This is a genomic window from Sphingosinicella microcystinivorans (assembly GCF_003634215.1).
GTDB classification, from domain to species: domain Bacteria; phylum Pseudomonadota; class Alphaproteobacteria; order Sphingomonadales; family Sphingomonadaceae; genus Sphingosinicella; species Sphingosinicella microcystinivorans.
Genome location: NZ_RBWX01000007.1, coordinates 244781 through 258864 on the forward strand (window position 1 = coordinate 244781; position 14084 = coordinate 258864).

Here is a 14084-nt window from a genome sequence, read left to right on the forward strand (position 1 = left end):
GAGGTCTCAATGGTCACGCTCTACGGTATCCCGAACTGCGACACGGTGAAGAAGGCGCGTACCTGGCTTGAAGCCGGCGGCATCGACTACACTTTCCACGACTACAAGAAGGCGGGCATCGATCGGCCCCGCCTCGAAGCGTGGGTTAAGGAACTCGGCTGGGAAACCGTGCTCAACCGCGCCGGAACGACCTTCCGCAAGCTGCCGGATGCGGACCGCCAAAACCTCGACGCGCAGAAAGCGGTCGACCTGATGCTGGCACAGCCTTCAATGATCAAGCGCCCCATTCTGGATAACGGCAAGGCGCGCCTCGCCGGTTTCAAGCCGGAGGTTTACGCCGCCGCGCTTCACTGAGCTTTCCCCGACGCTTTCCACGTCTGCGCTGAGGCGTTACAAGCCGCCCATGTCTACGACCTCGATGACGCTCACGCTCGACACCTCGACGAGCCGTGCCAACCCCACCCCGGCACCGATGAAGCGCCTCACGGTGCCGCGTATCCGGCAGCGCAAGGGCGGCGAGCCGCTCGTGATGCTGACCGCCTACACGGTCCGCATGGCGCAGATCATGGACCCGCACTGCGACATGCTGCTCGTCGGCGATTCGCTGGGGCAGGTGATCTACGGTCTGCCGCACACGGTTGCGGTGACGATGGAAATGATGTGCGCGCACGGCGCGGCCGTCGTGCGCGGCAGCTATCACGCTGCCGTCATCGTCGACATGCCGTTCGGCAGCTACGAGGCTTCGCCCGAGCAGGCGTTCACCAACGCCTCGCGGCTCCTCAAGGAAACCGGCGCTGCCGCCGTCAAGCTTGAAGGCGGCAAGGTGCTCGCGCCGACGGTGGAGTTTCTCACTTCGCGCGGCATCCCGGTGATGGCGCATGTCGGCCTCACCCCGCAGGCGGTGAATATCCTCGGCGGCTACGGCGTGCGCGGCAAGAGCGATGTGGAGGCGCGATCGATCGTTGCCGATGCCACGGCGATGGCCGATGCGGGCGCCTTCTCGATCGTCATCGAAGGCGTGATGGAGCCGATCGCCATCGAGATCACGAAGACTGTAGCGTGCCCCACGATCGGTATCGGTGCTTCTGCGCAGTGCGATGGGCAGGTCCTGGTCACCGAAGACATGCTCGGGCTCTTTGAACGGACGCCGAAGTTCGTGAAGCGTTACGGTACGATGTCGAAGGTCGTGGCCGATGCGGTGAAGGCTTATGCGGGCGAGGTGCGCGCGCGGACCTTCCCCACGGAAGACAACCTCTACCGCGCCGACGAGGAAAAATAGGGTTTTGCGTGCGCGCGCGGCCATCGCTATGGTCCCGCGCACATTTTGAGAGGCATGACATTGGCCAGGGAACCATCGGGCACGGCGCCCGAAGACGTCTTCTTCCGCGAGGTTGATGAGGAAGTTCGCAAGGATCAGCTTGCGGGCTTCTGGAGCCGTTATGGCCGCTGGATCGTCATTGCGGTCGGCGCGGGTCTTGTTGCGCTCGCCGGGTTCCTCTGGTGGCGTGAAGAGCAGATCCGTAAGGTCGGCGTGCTCAGCGAGGAATATTCAGCGGCGCTGCAGGGGCTGGAGATCGGCAACGCCAAGGCGGCTCAGGAAATCGATCGCTTCGCTTCGGGCGACTACGGCGGCTACACGGCGCTTGCGCGGTTCACCAAGGCGTCGCGCGCTGTCGAAAATGGCGACAATGCCACTGCGCTTGCCGAATATAAGATGCTCGCCGCCGACACGAAGCTGCCGCAGCCGCTGCGCGACCTTGCGACGATCACCGCCGTACGCGTCGAATATGATACGCTCGCACCCGCCGATGTCGTGACGCGCCTGAAGCCGCTCGCGCAGCCCGGCGCGCCTTGGTTCGGCGTTGCCGGAGAGATGCTTGCGGTCGCTTACATGGCCGAGGGCAAGCCCGAACTCGCCGGGCCGATCTTCGCGGCGATCTCGTCAGATGAAACCATCGCACCGTCGCTGCGCCAGCGCGCGCAGCAGCTCGCCGCCTCGCTCGGCAGCCTCCCCGACGTTGCACCTGCGGCGGATGCTCCGGCAGCCGAACCGACAACCGGAAAGAATTGATGCGTAAATCGCTAATCGTCGTCGTGCCGCTGGTCGTGGCACTTGCCAGCTGCGGAATTTTCCGCGGCGGCGGAGACAAGAACAAGTCGAAGATCGCCGGAGAGCGTCTTGCCGTGCTCAGCTACGAGGCACGCACGACCGCCGACCCCGATCTTGCGAACATCACGGTCACACTTCCGCCGCCCGTCGCCAATGCGGAGTGGACGCAGCCGGGCGGCAGCGCGTCGAAGGCGCTCGGGCATCTCAGCCTGCGGGACAATCCGTCGCGGGCCTGGTCGGTGTCGATCGGTAGCGGCAGCGATCGGACAAAACGGCTGACGTCGGGTCCGGTGGTCTCCGGCGGGCGCGTCTACACGATCGATACCCAGGCGGAGGTTCGCGCGTTCAGCGCCGCGAACGGCGGCCAGCTCTGGTCTGCGACGCTCCGCAAGGACGGCGAATCCCAGAACGTCGCGTTCGGCGGCGGTGTCGCGACCGATGGCGCCCGCGTCTACGCGACTTCGGGCTACGGCCTCGTTGCCGCCTACGACGCCGCGTCGGGTGCGCAGGCGTGGCGCGTGGACATCGGTATGCCGCTGCGGGGTGCGCCGGCTGTCGAGGGCACGCAGCTTTTCGTGATGACGCAGGACAACCAGTTGCAGGTGCTCTCCACCGCGACCGGTGAAACGCTTTGGGAAAACGCCGCGACCGTCGAACCCGCCGGTCTGCTCGGCGCCGCGTCGCCCGCTGTTGCGCTCGGCACGGCGGTTGTCGGCTTCTCGAGCGGCGAGCTCATCGCGCTCCGCGTCGAAAACGGCCGCAGCGTCTGGCAGGATGCGCTCAACCGCACCGGCTCCACGACCTCGCTCGCCGCGCTCAGCGACATCGATGCGTCGGCGGTGATCAGCGATGGCCGCGTCTACGCGATCGGTCACGGCGGCCGCATGGTGGCGCTTGATCTTTCCACCGGCCAGCGCGTCTGGGAGCGCAACCTCGCGGGCACCTCCATGCCGTGGGTGGCGGGCGAATACATCTTCGCGGTGACCGTTGAGGGCGAGCTCGTGGCGGTGCAGCGCTCCGATGGCCGCGTGCGCTGGGTGACGCAGCTTCCGCGCTGGCGCAACGTCAAGAAGCGCAAGAACCCGATCATCTGGCAGGGGCCGGTGCTGGCGTCGGATCGCCTCTATCTCGTCAACAGCGAGGGTGATCTCACCGCCGTATCGCCGGCGGACGGCGCCGTCCTGTCCACGAAAGAGGTCGGGAAGGACATCTTCCTTGAGCCTGTGGTGGCCGACAACACGCTCTATATCCTCTCCGAAGACGGCCGCCTGAGCGCATACCGTTAGAGCCATGGCCAACAAAAAGCCCAAGGTCGTCATCATTGGGCGCCCGAACGTCGGCAAGTCGACGCTCTTCAACCGGCTCGTCGGCAAGCGCATCGCGCTCGTCGACGATACGCCGGGCGTCACGCGCGACCGCCGCGAGGGTGAGGCAAAGCTGTTCGATCTCGATTTCATCGCCGTCGACACGGCGGGCCTCGAGGATGCCGGGCCGGAGACGCTTTCCGGCCGGATGCGCCTGCAAACCGAAGCGGCGCTCGAAGATGCGTCGGCGGCGCTGCTCGTCATCGATTCCCGCGCCGGTCTCACGCCGATGGACCGGCATTTCGCGGACTGGCTGCGCACCGCGAAGGTGCCCGTGGTACTCGTCGCCAACAAGGCGGAAGGCCGCTCGGGCGATTCGGGCATCCTTGAAGCCTATGCGCTTGGCTTCGGTGAGCCGGTCGGCATCTCCGCCGAGCACGGCGAGGGTCTCGCTGATCTGTTCGAGGCGCTGGCCCCGCACGTTGACGCCGCCATCGCCGCGGCGGGCGATGCGTTCGAAGGTGAAGACGAAGAGGCGGGTCCGCTCAAGCTCGCCATCGTCGGGCGTCCGAACGCCGGCAAGTCCACGCTCATCAACACGCTGCTCGGTCAGGATCGTCTCGTCACCGGCCCGGAGGCGGGGATCACGCGCGACAGCATCGAGATCGAGTGGAGCTGGGAAGGCCGCCCGGTGCGCCTGATCGACACCGCGGGCGTTCGCAAGAAGGCGAAGGTGCACGAGAAGCTGGAAAAGCTCTCGGTCGCCGATACCCGCCGCGCCGTCGATTTCGCCGAGGTTGTCGTGCTGCTGCTCGATGCGACGCTCGGCCTCGAAGCGCAGGATCTGCGCATCGCCGACATGGTGATCGAGGAAGGCCGCGCACTCGTCATCGCGCTCAACAAGTGGGACGCGGCGGAGGATCAGTCGCGCTTGTTCCAGGGCGTCCGCAAGGCGCTCGACGAGGGGCTCGCGCAGATCAAGGGCGTGCCGCTGCTCGCGGTTTCGGGGATGACCGGCAAGGGTCTCGATACGCTGCTCAAGGCAGCCTTCGAGCAGCGTGATGCGTGGAGCCAGCGCGTGCCGACCAGCCGTCTCAATCGCTGGTTCGAAGGCGCGCTCGAGCGCAATCCGCCGCCCGCACCCGATGGCAAACGCCTGAAGCTGCGCTACGTCACACAGGTGAAGGCGCGCCCGCCCTCGTTCGTGATCTTCGGAAACCGGCTCACCGAGCTTCCCGAAAGCTATCGGCGTTATCTCGCGAATTCGCTCCGCGACGATCTCGGCTTCACCGGCGTGCCGATCCGCCTGACGCTGCGCGGCGGGAAGAACCCCTTCGATCGCGAAAAATAGTTTAGGCCTCCGGTAACGACCCGATCCGGCGCAACACGAAACGCGCCCGTTCTTCCACGGAGGTCTTCGGCAGGATGACGGTTTCATAGCCGAGTGCGCGATAGCCGATCAGCAGACGGTCATATTCGGCGATCGCGGCATCCATGCCGTGCCGCCGCGCCCTGTCGGCGACATGGATTTCCGGCCAGGGCGGCGTCATGAACACCGTGTCGTGATAGGGGGCGAACGGCGCCAACGTCACGGACGCAGGTTGTCCGGCGGCGTGCTGGAGGGCCAGCGCGGCATCGACGAGGCCACGATCGAAAAATGTCCATCCGCTTCCTGTGGGCGCGTGCGCCCGATCGTCGGCCGCGACCGCAAGGGCGCGAGCGGCGAACGCCGCCGGATTCACCCAAGGCAGCGCGCCGCCATCGCCCCGCAATTCCTCCTCCACGATGCGGCGACCGGGCTCGGTCACAATCGCATGTCCCCGGCGCGCGAGTTCCGTCAGCAAGGTGGATTTCCCGCCGCCCGAGCAGCCGGACAGCACCACATGCCGCGCGGACGGTGCATCGACGCTAGTGTGCAGTGACGGCCTCGGCCGTGAAGTCGCTGAACAGCCCATCGATGCCCGCGGCAAGATAGGCGCGAATTTCGCCGACGAGATCGCCGTGCGCGCGCGGGTCTTCGCCTTTTCGATGGTCGGCGGGGAGGAAATAATTCTCCGCGCGGAATGTCCACGGATGCACTTTCAGGCCTGCCGCGTGCGCGTCTGCCACCAGCCGGGTGGGTGCGGCAAGGCGCATGTCCGCGCCGCGCGGAATCACCAGCGTCTTCTCGGGTCCGATGCCGTCCGCATAGGCCGCGACGGCTTTCAGGCCCTCCGGCGTCAGCATTTCTGCATAGCTCCCGCGCGCGCCGTCCGCAGGCCCGCCTTCGGCCGCGACGAGCTGGATCAGGCGCACGCCCGTCATCGTGTTCAGCTGCTTCAGATTGTTCACTTCGAACGACTGGATGAAGACCGGCGCTGCGGCATCGCGCCAGCCTGCCGCGTCGAGTGCGGCGATCAGCGTCGCTTCAAGCGGCAGGCCGATGGAGGCGAAGTAGGACGGGTGCTTGGTCTCGGGGTAGATGCCCACACCGCGCGCCTTGGCGAGCGTGATGATCTCATCCAGCGTCGGAATCACGAATCGGCCGTCATTCGCTGTGCCGCGCAGCTCGGGCAGGCGCTCGCGGGCGCGCAGCGTTTTCAGTTCGGCGAGCGTGAAGTCTTCGGTGAACCAGCCGGTCACGGAAGCGCCGTCGATGGTCTTGGTGGTCTTGCGATCTTCGAATTCCGCGCGCGAAGCCACGTCCGTGGTCCCCGAAATCTCGTTTTCATGCCGCGCGACGAGCACGCCGTCGCGTGTCGGAACGAGATCGGGTTCGATGAAATCCGCGCCGTCGTCGATGGCGCGCGTGTAGGCGGCGATCGTGTGCTCGGGAAGCAGGCCGCTCGCGCCGCGATGCGCGATCACGATGGGGCGGTCAGCAGCGTTCACGCCTGAAGCAAGCATGAGCGAGAGTGAAAGGGCAAGGAAAAGTCTCATGCCCCTTCGCTAGCGCGGTTGTATTCAGATTTTGCGACGGAAGAGATATTTGCGGCCGCCGATCAGGCCCGCCGCGCCAAGCCCGAAGAGGGCAAGCATGGCTGGTTCCGGAACAGGGTTGGTTCCGCCGCCGCCGGGCTCGCCGCCACCGCCGCCTTCCTGTCCGCCACCGCTGCCCGAGCCGCCCGGCAGGATCAGCTCGGCATATTCGGGAAGGTCGGTCGCCTCGAAGTCGCTGGGGATCTGGGCATCGCGCATCATCTGGTCCTGCACGATGTAGGGTTCGCACGGGAACTGCACGACCTTGCGGGCAGGGCTCTTCGATGCCGTCTTCACGGCCTTCGGTTTGTCGGCGTTATGACGGGCTTCATTTACCCCGGCACCAACCACGGCGCCGGTGCAGATGCACAGCGCCAACTTTCCAGCAGCAGCGATATTCATAACCAAACCTGCCCTATACGCGCCGCGCTAAGCGTGGCGGGCCCCGTTGATACTTTGTGTCATTACGCTCGCGACACGGCCCCGCTGCGAGCGTTGATTGGTTACTATAGTGTTATGGATTAATCCCGCATTTACAAGCCTGACGCGGCTCTCAAGCGGTATTAACGCGCAACAAATTGTATTCTGTTGCCGCGAATATACATAATGTCGGTGGTTAATTGCCAGAACGCCGACTTGCGGCATGCCGCCGCAGTTGCCGGTCGCCGAATGAATGGAGCATGCGTGAAATGTCCACGGAAACCGCGATCCTCGCAGGCGGGTGCTTCTGGTGTGTGGAAGCGATCTATGATGATCTTCAGGGGGTTACGGCGGTTGAATCCGGCTATATCGGCGGGCACACGGAAAACCCGACCTACAAGGAAATCTGCGGGGGCGACACCGGCCACGCCGAAGCGATCCTGATCCATTTCGATCCAGCGATCGTCAGCTACGAAGAGCTGCTCGACATCTTCTTCCACATTCACGACCCGACGACGCTCAATCGGCAGGGGAACGATGTCGGCACGCAGTACCGTTCCGCGATCTTCCCTCAAAACGATGCGCAGCGGGCGGAAGCGGAGGCGGCGATCGTGAAGGCGGCGGCGCTGTGGCCGGACCCGGTGGTCACGACCATCGAGGATGGCACCTGGTATCCGGCGGAGGACTATCACCAGGAATATTACGCGCGCACAGGCGACACGACGCCCTACTGCAACTACGTCGTAGGTCCCAAGGTCCGGAAGTTTCGCGAAAAATACGCGGATCGCCTTAAAGGTTGAAGCTGAGTTGAGGCTGTAACCGGTTCTAGGCGCTTGCGCTTGGCTGATGGCGGGCGTGTTCCGCTTGCAGCGCCTCTAATATGACTTTCGGTTCCTCAACGGCCTTGCCGAGGCCGATAACTATGCTCTCTGTAAAAGGAAACCTATACCGTTTGAAATTTTCGGGAAGGTTGCTTCCATGCACCAGAATGAAGTCGTTTCCCCGAAAGCTCCTCCGAGTGAACCTCATTATGTTACGCCAAGGAAGAAGTCCAAATTCTTTAAATACAATGCCCTCTTCATTTGTCCATGCTTCTGCGTGATCTTTAAATTTCTTTCTAAAAAAATTTTTAGAATATTTTATTATATGATGATACAAAAATAATGCAATAATCATATATGCAATGAAAACTGGTAAAAATATAAACAAATTTACATTTGTATTGTGATATTTATAATTAATGATAAAAAATGGTGAAAATAGCAGTGCGAATGAAGCTGTTTGTATTGGAAAAATAACTCTATGTGGAATGGAATGATTATATATAATGTATTGAGTGTTTATGTTTGGTTTTAGGGATGTTTTTTTTTCGAATTTTTTTAGATAATTCGTTGCGCGGTATATTCCAAAAAAACGGGCAAGGTGAGCAAGGAGATGGCTGCCGTCATGCCGATCGAGATGCCTCGTATCTCTGCATGTTTTGGGTCGGCTATGAGAGTAAAGCCAATCAGAATAAAAAATAGAATGCATAATAACACCAGGATTGCTGCGAGGAGTGCCACGACAACAAGAGCACGCTTGGCAGTCTTGATAAAATCCCGTTTTCCCAACATGACGCTCCGACAAGCCGCTGTGAACTGTGCGTTCGGGCGCCTCTCACGTCTGCGAAAGTGCACAATTCCACTTGCGCATATCTACACATAGCGCTGAGCTTGCAACCAAGCGCATCATTCCGTGGGAACTGATCCAGCCTACTCGGCCGCGATCGCCTCCGGGGCGCGCTGCGCCGTCGCATCCGCCGCCTTGCTGAAGCGCAGCACGCCGTCGTCGACGGGCGCGTGGCGGAACATCTTCACGTCGCCGGCATAGTTCTGGTTAAGCCGCCACGGCAGCGCCTTGCCCTGCTTCGGGAACTGGTGAAGCCCGCGCTTGAAATAGCCCGAGGAGAAGTCGATCCACGGTTCCGATTCCATGGCGGGATCATCGAGTGTGGGCGTTGCGACGTCGGTGCCGGTTTCCGTCATGTGATTGAGCACGCGGCACAGATACTCGCTGGTGAGGTCCGCTTTCAGCGTCCACGAGGCGTTGGTGTATCCGAACGCCACCGCGAGGTTCGGCACGCCCGAGAACATGATGCCCTTGTAGCCGTAGGTCTTCGGGAACGCGACCTTGCGGCCGTCGAGCGTCACGTCGATCCCGGCCATGAACAGCAGTTCGAGGCCGGTTGCGGTGACGATGATGTCCGCCTCCAGCGTCTTGCCTGATTTGAGCAGGATGCCGGTTTGCGTGAAGCGGTCGATATGGTCGGTCGCGACCTCGGCGCGGCCTTCGCGGATCGCATCGAACAGATCGTGGTCCGGGACGAGGCAGAGCCGCTGCTCCCACGGGTTGTACGTCGGCGTGAAGTGCGTCTTCACGTCATAGTCGGGACCGAGAAGATCCTGGACGCCGCCCAGAAGCTTCTTTTTCAGCTTCTCGGGCTTGCTGCGCGCAAGGCGGAAGACCCACTGCTGCAGCGCGACGTTGCGCCAGCGCACGATGTTGTAGGCGAGCATCGGCGGCAGCCAGCGCCGCAGCCAGTTCGCGAAGCGGTCTTCGGCAGGCCGCGAGACCATGTAGGTCGGCGAGCGCTGCAGCATGGTGACATGCGCGGTCTTCGCCATTTCGGGCACGAGCGTGACGGCGGTTGCGCCCGAACCGATCACGACCACGCGCTTCCCCGCATAGTCGAGGTCTTGCGGCCAGTGCTGCGGATGGATGATGCGGCCCCGGAAGTTTTCCGCGCCCTCGAACTGCGGCGTATAGCCGGCGTCGTAGCGATAATAGCCCGAGCACATGTAAAGGAAGTTGCAGGTGAACTGCACGGGTTTGCCGTCGGTTCGTGCCGTCACCGTCCAGCGTGCGGTGCGCGAATCCCACGCGGCGGCCTCGACATGGTGGCCGAAGCGGATCTTCTCGTAGAGGCCGTATTCGCGCGCGGTTTCATCGAGATAGCGCAGGATGGAATCGCCGTCGGCGATTGCCTTCTGGTCGGTCCACGGTTTGAAGTTGAAGCCGAGCGTGTACATGTCGCTGTCGGAGCGGATGCCGGGATAGCGGAACAGGTCCCACGTGCCGCCGATGTTCGGGCGGCCTTCCAGGATCATGTAGCTGCGATCCGGGCAGTGTTTTTGCAGGTGTACCCCGGCGCCGATGCCTGAAATGCCTGCGCCCACGACGATCATGTCGAAATGTTCGGTCATGCGGTCCCTCTTCCGCTGATTTGAGCGGAACATAAATCAGACGCACGCGCCGGGAAACTCTCCTAATGCGCAGCGCAAATCACGGCTGTGCGAATGCCTGCGGCGATCACCGAAAGCGGGGCGGCCGCGGGATTGTCGCAAAGCCGGACCAGCGCCGACGGGTCGGGTTCGGCGCCGTCGAGCCCGATCGCTTCCAGCAGTTCCGCCTCGTGCGGCAGCAGCGCCGCGCAGCAGGGCGCGCCGATCTCCAGCCGCTGCGTGCCGTGCATGGCGATGCCCGTCAGCAGGCAGCGCAGCAGGTGCTCGATGCCGCAGGCATTGTCGCCGTAAGCCTCGATCAGCGCCGCGTGCAGGCACGGCGGGCGCGGCCATCCGATCACCAGCCGCCGCAGCGCCCACAGAATCGTCCGGCTGTCAGGGGGCAGGTTCAGCCAAGGCCTGCCCCGATACGCGGCTGTGTCGGCAATTGTCGCCATGATGCGCTCCCTATAGCGAATATATTGATAATCATTCGCAATAGTGAGCATGTCAACGCATCATTCGTCCCAGGCTACTTTGTATACAAAGCCCGCAACCAGCGCGCCGACGATCGGGTAAACCCAGAAGAACCACAGCTGTTGCAGCGCGATCCCACCCTCGATCAGTGCCGGCCCCGTCGAACGCGCCGGGTTCACCGACGTGTTCGTCACCGGAATGCTGATGAGGTGGATCAGGGTCAGCGCGAGCCCGATCGCAATAGGGGCAAAGCCGGGTGAAGCGCGCTTTGCTGTCGCGCCGAGGATCACGATCAGGAAGCCGAACGTCATCACGATCTCGGTCCAAAGCGCCGAGGTCATCGAATAGCCGCCCGGCGAATGTTCGCCAAAGCCGTTCGAAGCAAGACCGCCCGCGTAGCCTGCCTTGCCGCTCGCGATCGCGTAAAGCACGAGTGCCGCGAGGATGGCGCCCACCACCTGCACCACGATATAGCCCGGTGCGTCCTTCCACGCGAAGCGCCCGCCCGCGGCGAGACCGAGCGTGACGGCGGGATTGAAGTGCCCGCCCGAAATCGGACCCAAGGCAAAAGCCATCGTAAGCACGGTAAGGCCGAACGCGAGACTGACGCCGGCAAGACCGATGCCGACATCGGGAAATGCGGCAGCGAGGACGGCACTGCCGCACCCGCCGAGAACGAGCCAGAAGGTGCCGAAGAGTTCTGCTGTGAGTTTCTTGAGATCGAACATGCCATACCCTCCCCTGAAGGGCCGCGTCATGTGCGGCGGGGCTGCATAACACATACTGGACGCAAGGAGAATCAGCGCGGCGCGGCGGCGCGGCGAAGCCTGTCGTTGATCGCGGCGCCCAGGCCGTCTGGGGGCACTGGGGCGACGGCTATGCAGCGCGCGGCGTTCGCATCGGCGGCGTGCAGGCAGTCGAACAGGCGGGCAGCGGCCTCGACGGGGTCGCCGGAAGGGGACAGGCTGATGTCCCCCGTAACCCGGCCGAAACCGATCAGGAACTCGTCGTCCTCGGCGGTTTCCGCTTCGAGCCTGAGCGGCTTCGTGGGGGCGTAATGGCTCTCCATCATGCCGGGGGCTTCGATGCCGCTACCACCCAGCGACAGCGGAGCGAAGGCTTCCAGCGCTTCGCGCGGGATGCCACCGGGGCGCAGCAGGCGAAGGCGTTCCCCCTCCACCGCGACGATCGTGGATTCTATGCCACCCTTGCAAGGACCGCCATCGATTACGAGCGGGATGCGGCCGCCGAGGGTTTTCAAGACGTGTTCTGCGCGTGTCGCGCTGATCTGTCCGGACGCGTTGGCGGATGGGGCGGCAAGGGGGCGGCCCAGGGCTTTGATCAGGGCTTGTGGAACAGGATGATCGGGGCAGCGCACTGCCAGTGTAGGGAGCCCGGCGGTGACGATGGCGGCGATGCGGCTTTCGGGTTTGCGGGGCAGGACGAGTGTCAGGGGGCCGGGCCAGAAAGCGTCGATGAGGCGGCGGGCGAGGGGGGGTGTCTCAACGTGCTCGGCCGCCATGTCGGCGCCGCTGACGTGGGCGATCAGGGGGTTGAACGAGGGGCGGCCTTTGGCAGCGTAGATGCGGGCGATGGCGTCGGGGTTCGTGGCGTCGGCGGCGAGGCCGTAGACGGTTTCGGTGGGGATCGCGACGACCGAGCCGGTGCGCAGCAGCGCGGCGGCGAGCAACACGCCTGCGGTGTCCGGCGGCACGGTTTCAGTGCTCAAAAGATCAGGTTGCCCGCTCACAGCCCCCCGCTATACCCGCGCCGTTTCCTCTCACAAGCGATAGATGGCCGCCCATGACTTACACCGCCCCGATCACCGAGCAGCGCTTCGTCCTTGAAACCATCGCAGACCTGCCCGGTCTCGCGCAGCTGCCGCGTTTCGAGGCGGCCACCGCGGATCTCGTCGATGCGATTCTGGAAGAAGCAGGGAAGCTCTCCGCAGGCGTTTTCGCGCCGCTCAATCGCATCGGTGATACTGAGGGCGCAAAGCTCGCGAACGGCGTGGTGACGCTGCCCGCAGGTTTTCGCGAAGCTTACGCGGCCTATGTCGAAGGCGGATGGATGACGCTCGGCGCCGATCCGGCATGGGGCGGGCAGGGCCTGCCGTTCGCGCTGGCGACCGCCGTGCAGGAACAAACGACGAGCGCCAACATGGCGCTGTCGCTGTGCCCGATGCTGTCGCAGGGTGCGATCGAGGCGCTGACCGCGCACGGCTCCGAGGACCAGAAGCAGACTTACCTGACCAAGATCATCTCGGGCGAATGGACCGGCACGATGAACCTCACCGAGCCGCAGGCCGGGACGGACGTCGGTGCGCTCCGCACTGTCGCGACGCCCGCGGAAGACGGCACGTGGCGCATCAAGGGCTCCAAGATCTTCATCACGTGGGGCGAGCATGACGTTGCGGACAACATCATCCACCTCGTCCTCGCGCGCACGCCCGGATCGCCCAAGGGCACCAAGGGCATCTCGTTGTTCATTGTGCCAAAGTTCCTCGTGAACGCGGACGGCTCGCTCGGCGCGCGCAATGACCTGCGCTGCGTCTCCATCGAACACAAGCTCGGCATCCACTCCTCGCCGACTTGCACGATGAGCTACGGCGATAACGACGACTGCGTCGGCTACATGATCGGCGGAGAGAACGCCGGTATGCGGGCGATGTTCACGATGATGAACCACGCCCGCATCAACGTTGGGCTGCAGGGCGTTTCGATCGCCGAGCGCGCCTACCAGCACGCACTCGCCTACGCGAAGGAGCGTGTGCAGGTGCGCCGCATCATCGAGTTCCCGGACGTAAGGCGGATGCTGATGACGATGCGCGGTCTAACCGAAGCGGCGCGGGCGCTGACGTATCTGAACGCTGCCGCTGTCGATCGCGCGCACGCTGAAGTAGACGAACTAGCCCGGCGCGAGGCGCAGGCGCTTGCCGATCTGCTGACGCCGGTGACCAAGGCTTTCTCGACCGACATCGGTGTTGAGGTCGCTAGCCTCGGCGTGCAGATTTTCGGCGGCATGGGGTTCATCGAGGAGACCGGCGCGGCGCAGCATTACCGGGATGCCCGTATCGCGCCGATCTACGAGGGCACGAACGGCATCCAGGCGATGGATCTTGTCGGTCGCAAGCTGCCGCAAGCCCGCTGGAAGAGTCTATTTTCGGATATGCGCGCGGATTTCGCGCTGCTTTTGGGCGAAACGGCCGGGCTTGCGCCCTATCTCGAAGACGCTCTCGCGGCACTTGAAAGCGCGACGACGTGGCTCGCCGAAGGCAGCGGCGACGACAACGCGGCCGGCGCGACGCCCTACCTGCGCATGTTCGGCCTCACCGTCGGCGGCTGGCTGCTCGCGAAGCAGGCGTCGGCGGCGACGCAGCGTCTTAACGCGGGCGAGGGTGATCCGGCGTTTCTGAAGGCGAAAATCGTGACGGCACGCTTCTTCGCCGAGCAGTTCCTGCCGCAGGCGGCGGCCCTGCTCGGCCCCGTGACGCGGGGCGCAGAGACGCTGTTCGCGATCCCCGACGAGTCGCTCTAAGGTGTGTGGGGCGGGGGT

Annotated in this window: 15 protein-coding genes; 7 read left to right on the plus strand and 8 right to left on the minus strand. The window is 63.7% G+C overall.

Features of this window, described 5'->3' with window-relative positions; translation table 11 throughout:
- Positions 1-9 precede the first annotated feature (9 nt).
- The 5 genes from DFR51_RS01485 to der are packed head-to-tail and all read left to right on the plus strand — an operon-like array spanning position 10 to position 4765.
- The gene (locus DFR51_RS01485; protein ID WP_121047281.1) at positions 10-354 is read left to right on the plus strand and encodes an ArsC family reductase; all 345 of its coding nucleotides are present in this window, start codon (positions 10-12) and stop codon (positions 352-354) included.
- A gap of 49 nt (positions 355-403) precedes the next feature.
- Positions 404-1279: a 3-methyl-2-oxobutanoate hydroxymethyltransferase gene (gene panB / locus DFR51_RS01490; protein WP_121047282.1), complete on the plus strand. Its 876-nt coding sequence runs from the start codon at positions 404-406 to the stop codon at positions 1277-1279.
- A gap of 54 nt (positions 1280-1333) precedes the next feature.
- A complete protein-coding gene (locus DFR51_RS01495) occupies positions 1334-2071 on the plus strand; it encodes a tetratricopeptide repeat protein (RefSeq protein ID WP_121047283.1) in 738 nt (245 codons plus the stop codon).
- Positions 2071-3396: an outer membrane protein assembly factor BamB family protein gene (locus tag DFR51_RS01500; RefSeq protein WP_121047284.1), complete on the plus strand. Its 1326-nt coding sequence runs from the start codon at positions 2071-2073 to the stop codon at positions 3394-3396. Before DFR51_RS01495 ends, DFR51_RS01500 begins: the two co-directional genes overlap by 1 nt.
- 4 nt (positions 3397-3400) lie before the next feature.
- Positions 3401-4765: a ribosome biogenesis GTPase Der gene (gene der / locus DFR51_RS01505; RefSeq protein WP_121047285.1), complete on the plus strand. Its 1365-nt coding sequence runs from the start codon at positions 3401-3403 to the stop codon at positions 4763-4765.
- A 1-nt stretch (position 4766) separates the two neighbouring features.
- On the opposite strand, the gene DFR51_RS01510 is transcribed toward der, so the two are convergent.
- From DFR51_RS01510 to DFR51_RS01520, 3 genes are read right to left on the minus strand one after another with little or no spacing between them, the layout of a single operon-like run.
- Positions 4767-5297 (minus strand): AAA family ATPase, encoded by a 531-nt coding sequence (locus DFR51_RS01510; protein WP_243446527.1) that lies wholly within the window; start codon positions 5295-5297, stop codon positions 4767-4769.
- 25 nt (positions 5298-5322) lie between these two features.
- Entirely contained in the window at positions 5323-6300 is a 978-nt protein-coding gene (locus DFR51_RS01515) for a glycerophosphodiester phosphodiesterase (RefSeq protein ID WP_243445632.1), read from the minus strand.
- Positions 6301-6357: 57 nt separating this feature from the next.
- Complete coding sequence (locus DFR51_RS01520) at positions 6358-6774, minus strand: PEP-CTERM sorting domain-containing protein (protein ID WP_121047288.1); 417 nt, start codon at positions 6772-6774, stop codon at positions 6358-6360.
- A gap of 287 nt (positions 6775-7061) precedes the next feature.
- On the opposite strand from DFR51_RS01520, the gene msrA reads away from it, so the two are divergent.
- Positions 7062-7592, plus strand: a complete 531-nt coding sequence (gene msrA, locus DFR51_RS01525) for a peptide-methionine (S)-S-oxide reductase MsrA (RefSeq protein ID WP_121047289.1) — start codon at positions 7062-7064, stop codon at positions 7590-7592.
- Positions 7593-7617: 25 nt separating this feature from the next.
- Here msrA and DFR51_RS18665 read toward each other — a convergent pair whose 3' ends face one another.
- The 5 genes from DFR51_RS18665 to DFR51_RS01555 all read right to left on the minus strand — a co-directional run bounded on the left by DFR51_RS18665 (position 7618) and on the right by DFR51_RS01555 (position 12258).
- Positions 7618-8322, minus strand: coding sequence for a hypothetical protein (locus DFR51_RS18665; protein ID WP_126494555.1), 705 nt, complete (start codon positions 8320-8322; stop codon positions 7618-7620).
- Between the two features lie 221 nt (positions 8323-8543).
- The gene (locus tag DFR51_RS01540; RefSeq protein ID WP_121047292.1) at positions 8544-10034 is read right to left on the minus strand and encodes a flavin-containing monooxygenase; all 1491 of its coding nucleotides are present in this window, start codon (positions 10032-10034) and stop codon (positions 8544-8546) included.
- A gap of 62 nt (positions 10035-10096) precedes the next feature.
- Positions 10097-10510, minus strand: coding sequence for a hypothetical protein (locus DFR51_RS01545; RefSeq protein WP_126494557.1), 414 nt, complete (start codon positions 10508-10510; stop codon positions 10097-10099).
- A 60-nt stretch (positions 10511-10570) separates the two neighbouring features.
- On the minus strand, positions 10571-11257 hold the full coding sequence (gene aqpZ, locus DFR51_RS01550; RefSeq protein ID WP_121047294.1) for an aquaporin Z: 687 nt from the start codon (positions 11255-11257) through the stop codon (positions 10571-10573).
- 71 nt (positions 11258-11328) lie between these two features.
- Positions 11329-12258: an L-threonylcarbamoyladenylate synthase gene (locus tag DFR51_RS01555; RefSeq protein WP_121049580.1), complete on the minus strand. Its 930-nt coding sequence runs from the start codon at positions 12256-12258 to the stop codon at positions 11329-11331.
- Positions 12259-12332: 74 nt separating this feature from the next.
- Between DFR51_RS01555 and DFR51_RS01560 the strand changes: the two genes are divergently transcribed.
- A complete protein-coding gene (locus tag DFR51_RS01560) occupies positions 12333-14066 on the plus strand; it encodes an acyl-CoA dehydrogenase (RefSeq protein ID WP_121047295.1) in 1734 nt (577 codons plus the stop codon).
- The last annotated feature ends 18 nt before the right edge of the window (positions 14067-14084 follow it).

Bases quoted from the DNA above. Each gene is read 5' to 3' on its own strand.
- DFR51_RS01545 (WP_126494557.1), bottom strand. From the start codon at position 10,510: ATGGCGACAATTGCCGACACAGCCGCGTATCGGGGCAGGCCTTGGCTG.
- DFR51_RS01540 (WP_121047292.1), bottom strand. From the start codon at position 10,034: ATGACCGAACATTTCGACATGATCGTCGTGGGCGCAGGCATTTCAGGC.
- DFR51_RS01485 (WP_121047281.1), top strand. From the start codon at position 10: ATGGTCACGCTCTACGGTATCCCGAACTGCGACACGGTGAAGAAGGCG.
- der (WP_121047285.1), top strand. From the start codon at position 3,401: ATGGCCAACAAAAAGCCCAAGGTCGTCATCATTGGGCGCCCGAACGTC.
- DFR51_RS01560 (WP_121047295.1), top strand. From the start codon at position 12,333: ATGACTTACACCGCCCCGATCACCGAGCAGCGCTTCGTCCTTGAAACC.
- DFR51_RS18665 (WP_126494555.1), bottom strand. From the start codon at position 8,322: ATGCATTCTATTTTTTATTCTGATTGGCTTTACTCTCATAGCCGACCC.
- DFR51_RS01520 (WP_121047288.1), bottom strand. From the start codon at position 6,774: ATGAATATCGCTGCTGCTGGAAAGTTGGCGCTGTGCATCTGCACCGGC.
- DFR51_RS01495 (WP_121047283.1), top strand. From the start codon at position 1,334: ATGACATTGGCCAGGGAACCATCGGGCACGGCGCCCGAAGACGTCTTC.
- panB (WP_121047282.1), top strand. From the start codon at position 404: ATGTCTACGACCTCGATGACGCTCACGCTCGACACCTCGACGAGCCGT.
- aqpZ (WP_121047294.1), bottom strand. From the start codon at position 11,257: ATGTTCGATCTCAAGAAACTCACAGCAGAACTCTTCGGCACCTTCTGG.
- DFR51_RS01500 (WP_121047284.1), top strand. From the start codon at position 2,071: ATGCGTAAATCGCTAATCGTCGTCGTGCCGCTGGTCGTGGCACTTGCC.
- DFR51_RS01515 (WP_243445632.1), bottom strand. From the start codon at position 6,300: ATGCTTGCTTCAGGCGTGAACGCTGCTGACCGCCCCATCGTGATCGCG.
- msrA (WP_121047289.1), top strand. From the start codon at position 7,062: ATGTCCACGGAAACCGCGATCCTCGCAGGCGGGTGCTTCTGGTGTGTG.